Origin of the sequence: Crocosphaera sp. Alani8 (assembly GCF_038442745.1) — a bacterium.
In the GTDB taxonomy this organism is placed as follows: Bacteria; Cyanobacteriota; Cyanobacteriia; order Cyanobacteriales; family Microcystaceae; genus Crocosphaera.
In genome coordinates, this window is the sequence record NZ_JARVCN010000271.1 from 1 (window position 1) to 4,296 (window position 4,296).

Sequence of the window (4,296 nt, forward strand, 5' to 3'; positions counted from 1 at the left end):
CCAATTCCTTATTTTTTAGGTTTTGTTTTTTCTTCATGAATAATACAGGCTAGAGTTTCAATAGCGACAGGGTTGCCAGCATCTATTTTCTCTAAACTCTCAGCAGTTTCTATACGAGCGTACTTACCCTTTATAGTTTTTAATAGTTCTACTAACCTTTTAATTTCTTGCTCTCGTTCTGACATCTTAAAAAACCCGATCGCTTCTTTTTGACCACGCTAAAATAATTATAGACTTCACCCCTTGAGAAAAATTGAAAAATAATCATGGAATCTTACGAAACTTGGTTTGAAAAAGGTTTAACCCTTCAACAACAGGGACAATATCAAGAATCTCTCAAATGTTTCCAAAAAACCATCCAACTCAACGACAACTTTATCCCTGCTTGGATCTATCAAGGTATTTCCTTAGAAAAATTACAGCGTTATAAAGCGGCTATTCTTTGTTACGACGAAGCCATAAAAATAAATCCCAACACTGCTGATCTTTGGTACAACAAAGGAACCATTTACTGCAAAATTAAACAGTATCATAACGCTTTAACTTGTTTTGAGAAAGTGCGTACCATTGAACCAGATCACGCTTTAGCTAGAACTGTACAAAGTTTAATTAGTGCTATTCCCGTAAAATTCGATCCTTTACCGAAAAAAGATAAAAAATACAAAGATGATGAAGAGGAAAAAGCAGCAGAAGCAAAACTTTATTACAAGCGATCGCTTGAAGAAAAAGCTTATCAGATTGGTGAAGCAGAAATGGGAGGTTAATAGCAGTTTTCAATTGGGTGTATCAAAATCTCGGTTTAGTGAGGGTGGGGAGTGTGGGAGGGGTGGGAAGTGTGGGGGCTATTTTTCTTTGAGTTTGTAATCTATGCAAATGAAAATTCCTATAAATGAAGTCAGGAGTCAGGAGTTAATAGTTTGGTGGGGAATTTTATAATAAACCGTCAAATAATAACATCGGAGGGAACAGTGGTAACTGATAACTGGTAACTGGTAACTGGTAACTGGTAACTGATAACTGAGAAAAAAGATATCTCATGAATCATTCCTAATTGTCATATCTGGGTTAAGCTAGGAGTCACCAAGCTTCTCCGAGTTAGTATGAAAAATTATCAAAAAATTGCTATTGTTCTCGTCTCCATAAGTTTAACTGGATTATTAGGAAAATCCTCTTCTACAGAATCTGCTGTTAATCAATCTTTTCAAGGATGGTTTCTCAACCTAATACAAGACGAAGGAAGAAAACTCCCTCAACCACCGGTTCAAAACTCAGCTATTTCTCATTTTTTTAGCCAAGCAACGGATAAATCAATAGAAGATTGTGAACCCAAAACATCAGAACCAAATTTTTTAGTGCTTGCTGGTGGTGCAACTCCCCAATCTAATGAAATAGCTTTAGAGAAAAACGTTCTTTATTTCCAAAGAACCCTAAAAAATATGGGTTTTAAATCCCCATCAACCAGCATCTTTTTTGCCAATGGAAATAACGGAGAAGCTAGTATTCGTTATATTGATCCCCAACGCAACCAACGTTTCAAAGTTCCTAACATTCCTGGTTTAAATGGTTCATCTAGTCTCAAGAATATTAACGGTTGGATTGATAATATTAATCAAAATAAAGAAGCTAAAAAACCTATCTTTCTCTATTTTACAGGTCATGGAATCCTCAACGAAAGAAATAGCGATAATAATGCCTTAATGCTCTGGAATAATACCCCTGTAACCGTAGCAAAATTATCAAATACCCTAGATAAATTACCCCAAGATAGTCATATTGTTACCATGATGGCTCAATGTTTTTCCGGTTCATTTGCTAATTATATTTATCAAGATGGTAACCCCAATCAACCCTTGACAAAACAAACAAGATGTGGATTTTTTGCTACTATTAAAACCTTGCCTTCTGTCGGGTGTACTCCCGAAGTAAATGAAGCAGATTATAAAGATTATAGTTCTAGTTTTTTTGCTGGATTAAGTGGGGTTAGTCGCATTGGTCAAAAAGTTGCTTCTGCAGATTACAATCAAGATGGGAGAATTAGTTATTCCGAAGCTCATGCTTTTGCTAAAATAGACGAGAAAACCTCTGATTTACCCGTTTCTACTTCTGAAGTGTGGTTACAACAAAAAGCAAGTGAAGAAGATATCAATCAGTTATTTAATACGCCAATCATTGAACTACAAAAAATTGCTCGTCCCCAACAAAAATATGTGATCGACTCTTTAGTTAGTTTATTCCAATTCGATCCCGAAAAATCTTACATGGAAAATTTAGAGACTTTACAACCTTATCAAGTCGCTACTACAGCACAACAAGCATATAAAATTAGGCTTTTAATGGAACTATTAAACGTTAGAATGGAACAAAAAGTTAGACAAAGCGATAATGAACAAGAAATTGCTATTTTAGAGCGTTTAATTGATTGTGAGTCCAGTTCTTGGAAATAATTATAGCGTTTCTCTGACTCATGAGGTAAACCTAACTCCTGCCTCCTGTCCCCTGCCTTCTGCCTCAATGAGATAACTCCTGTACCTCACAAGTACGAGAACTACTGTAGTATTTATTTTGACTAATGATTCTTAAAATTATTCCCCAAATTCTCAATTTTAAACCCTGGTACCTGATAATCTTTCGGTAAATAATTAGCAGGAATTGTGTTTTGATTTCCATCCCTAAGTGCGGAATAATGAGGGGATAAAATCTCGATATCTGCTTCATTACACTTATCTTGAATGTTTTGATGGAGATCAGAATAAATATAAAATAACCTACGGGTTTTATCCGTATAAACATTTAATTCGTAGCTAACATAAAAATCATCTAAACTGGTTTGTAATACAAAGGGATGAGGATCTTTTAGCAAGCAATCTGTTGCATCAGCAGCTGCTAATAAAACTTGATGAACTTTGCGCCAAGGAACATCATAACCTAAAGTAACTGTAGTAGAAATAATTAAGGGTATTCCTGTTTCTCTTGCTGAGGCACTAAAGTTAACCACATTACTATTTAATACCGTAGCATTTGGTAAAGTAACGATCACATTTTTTGGAGTACGAATGCGAGTAACCAGTAAACTTTTATCTTCAATATCACCGATAATGTCACCAATTTGTACCCGATCGCCTAATTGAAATGCACGGGTATAAATCAAGATTACACCCCCTACAGTATTTGCTACTGCAGAAGTTGAACCCAGAGAGAAAAGAATCCCTAAAAATACAGAAATTCCTCGAAATGCAGGAGAGTCAAACCCTGGTAAATAGGGAAACGCAACCACAGCAGCTAAAGCAATAATAAGAAATTGTAGAATATTGTAAGTTGGAGTTGCCCAATCTTGATAAAACCCAGGTATGGTAATATTTCCCCTTTCCAATTCTCTGAAAATAAACTTACAGAATCGTATAATATAATAGGTTGATACAACAATTAACCCAATCATAAAAATATTGGGTATATATTCTACAACCGAGTCTGAAATATAGAGAATTGCTCTAACAATATACTCAAAAATTTTCTTGGATATCTTTCGGGTTAAGGGGAAGAAACTTAAAATAAAAGGAACGTAAAGAAAAAGAATTAAAAGAACAATAACAACCCGAACTAATTTGACAACTGCGATCAAGCTATTAGTAACCTGAGTAGAACTAATGAGATTAACATTTTGAATTCTTAAACCAGGAATAACTGTATTCCTCCACCTATTTAAAAGATTAAATATTCTGGGAAAAACCAGGTTCATAAGTTTGAAAATTAATAGAAGGGATAAAGTGGCAATAACTGTCCAAATTAAGCTGAAAATTCTTGCAGTTAAAGTTCTTTCTTCCCGATATTGATCAAGAGATGTTTTAATAATTTGTAGGTATTCTTCTGCTAATTCTTGGCGAGATTTTCTAGCTGCTTTCGCATCTTCTTCTGTCAACGTCGCTAAAATTTTATCTTCTGCAATAATACTGGTAAGACTTTCTTGATTTTCAAGGGTAATTGCTTCGATAGGCAAAGAATTATCTTCTGCAAATTTTTTTAGTCTATTAGTAATAGTGTTTGCTCTTTCTTCAGGAGAAAATGAACCCGTGGGTGCTTGTATTTTAAATAACGCTTGGTCATTCAAAATAACAGAATATCCATCAATTTTATTCCCAGTACCACCATCATCTTGTCCATAAACTAAAGGAGAAATAAAAATAATATAGACACTAACTAACAGAACAATGATGAAAGACTTTATTTTCTTAGTCATTTCTTTCGGGAGCGTGTCACTTTTGCAGGTGGGGTATTAGTTAGCGGACAGTGTTATACAAC

At 34.7% G+C, this 4,296-nt stretch carries 4 protein-coding genes; 2 read left to right on the forward strand and 2 right to left on the reverse strand.

Features of this window, described 5'->3' with window-relative positions:
• Nucleotides 1-8: 8 nt before the first annotated feature.
• Nucleotides 9-185: a hypothetical protein gene (locus P9B04_RS15410; RefSeq protein WP_342055874.1), complete on the reverse strand. Its 177-nt coding sequence runs from the start codon at nucleotides 183-185 to the stop codon at nucleotides 9-11.
• Between the two features lie 81 nt (nucleotides 186-266).
• Here P9B04_RS15410 and P9B04_RS15415 point away from each other — a divergent pair, with 81 nt between their 5' ends.
• Together P9B04_RS15415 and P9B04_RS15420 are read left to right on the forward strand one after the other, a co-directional pair.
• On the forward strand, nucleotides 267-764 hold the full coding sequence (locus tag P9B04_RS15415; protein ID WP_342055875.1) for a tetratricopeptide repeat protein: 498 nt from the start codon (nucleotides 267-269) through the stop codon (nucleotides 762-764).
• Nucleotides 765-1,100: 336 nt separating this feature from the next.
• Nucleotides 1,101-2,444, forward strand: a complete 1,344-nt coding sequence (locus P9B04_RS15420; protein ID WP_342055876.1) for a Caspase domain-containing protein — start codon at nucleotides 1,101-1,103, stop codon at nucleotides 2,442-2,444.
• A 122-nt stretch (nucleotides 2,445-2,566) separates the two neighbouring features.
• Here the strand turns inward: P9B04_RS15420 and P9B04_RS15425 are convergent, their stop codons facing one another.
• Nucleotides 2,567-4,234: a mechanosensitive ion channel family protein gene (locus P9B04_RS15425; RefSeq protein WP_342055877.1), complete on the reverse strand. Its 1,668-nt coding sequence runs from the start codon at nucleotides 4,232-4,234 to the stop codon at nucleotides 2,567-2,569.
• Nucleotides 4,235-4,296: the final 62 nt, after the last annotated feature.